Source organism: Vibrio sp. 10N.222.46.A1 (genome assembly GCF_041473595.1).
GTDB classification, from domain to species: Bacteria; Pseudomonadota; Gammaproteobacteria; order Enterobacterales; family Vibrionaceae; genus Vibrio; species Vibrio tasmaniensis_A.
In genome coordinates, this window is the sequence record NZ_JBFRSN010001510.1 from 1 (window position 1) to 1,113 (window position 1,113).

The 1,113-nt window shown below is 38.9% G+C and carries 2 protein-coding genes; both read left to right on the forward strand.

Annotation, left to right across the window (positions count from 1 at the left end; all coding sequences use genetic code 11):
- Positions 1-271: hypothetical protein (locus tag AB4496_RS27720; protein WP_372133219.1), on the forward strand; the 271-nt coding region annotated here is incomplete at its 5' end.
- A 640-nt stretch (positions 272-911) separates the two neighbouring features.
- On the forward strand, positions 912-1,113 hold a 202-nt coding region (locus AB4496_RS27725; RefSeq protein ID WP_372133220.1), incomplete at its 3' end, for a hypothetical protein.

Below are 1,113 nucleotides of genomic sequence, written 5' to 3' on the forward strand. Positions count from 1 at the left end.
TGACCCGTTAGGGTATGTAGATCTGGATGGAAGGCTCGGGGTACCGATCTCTCCAGTTCCAGTGCTACCACCTCAAGCTTTTAATCCTCCCGAACTAAATAAAGCACTCCGAGACGCTGAGGTTAAGGCAGATGAGGAAGCGTGCAAAGTAGCGAAAGATATTGATAGAATATCGGATGTTGGTGGAGCAATTCCTAACCCGTACGTTAAAACAAGCTGTACGGCAATTAATATAACGTCCAAGTTAGTGCAGGCTGGGATTTGTAAATGATAAATTATTTTTGTTTGACGGAAAGGGTTGGAAAATAAACAGTATATACTCAATAGTTACAATTATTGCTCGATGCATAAAAATGCGAGCTTGTCCGTGGATAGGTGCTTTTGCTAGAGGTGTGATGGATAAATGCAAAGTTAAACCTCATCCCACACCATATATCACACGGTAGTACCACGTAATTTAGGTAACTAGCCACCGTTGGGAAAGCCTGAATCCTAGTATGTGCTCCTATCCAAGGGCAATACTTATTATACCTCAGTAGATCATTTAAGACGCTATAGGTAAGCTAAAAACAGCCAATCGCTGCCCATATGCGAAAAACGTTCGGTTGGCTAGGTAAAGCATACTGGAAAGAGAATATTGTTTGATTACGAGGTCATATTGTCAGTTGTATCAGTGCCAATGAAGACGTAATAGTGAATTACATTTGACATCAGGACTAAAAGAACCTTGGTTGACGGAGCGTAGGGTTGTAACAGTAACTATGGGGATCTGCTCGGTATTAAGCCATTTACTTTAGATAGTGGTAATTTAATTTTTTCACACATATTAAGGGGTGTAAATGAAAGTTAGTCTTTTATGTTTTTGGTTGCTATGTGTCTCATTACCTCTCCAAGCCACGGAGAGAAGCAAGATGGAAAATGAGATTTCTGAAATTCTGGGATTTGAACAAACAGTGGAGCACTACTTTGTAGAATATAAAAAACAGCTCTTCAAACTATATCCCGATTTTACAGAGGAGTATGTTGAATTAAATTATGCTCCAGTTTTTCAGTATGGTAAAAAGAGATATATGAATGCATATATGAAAGGTTTGTTAGTTTATAGTGATGAAG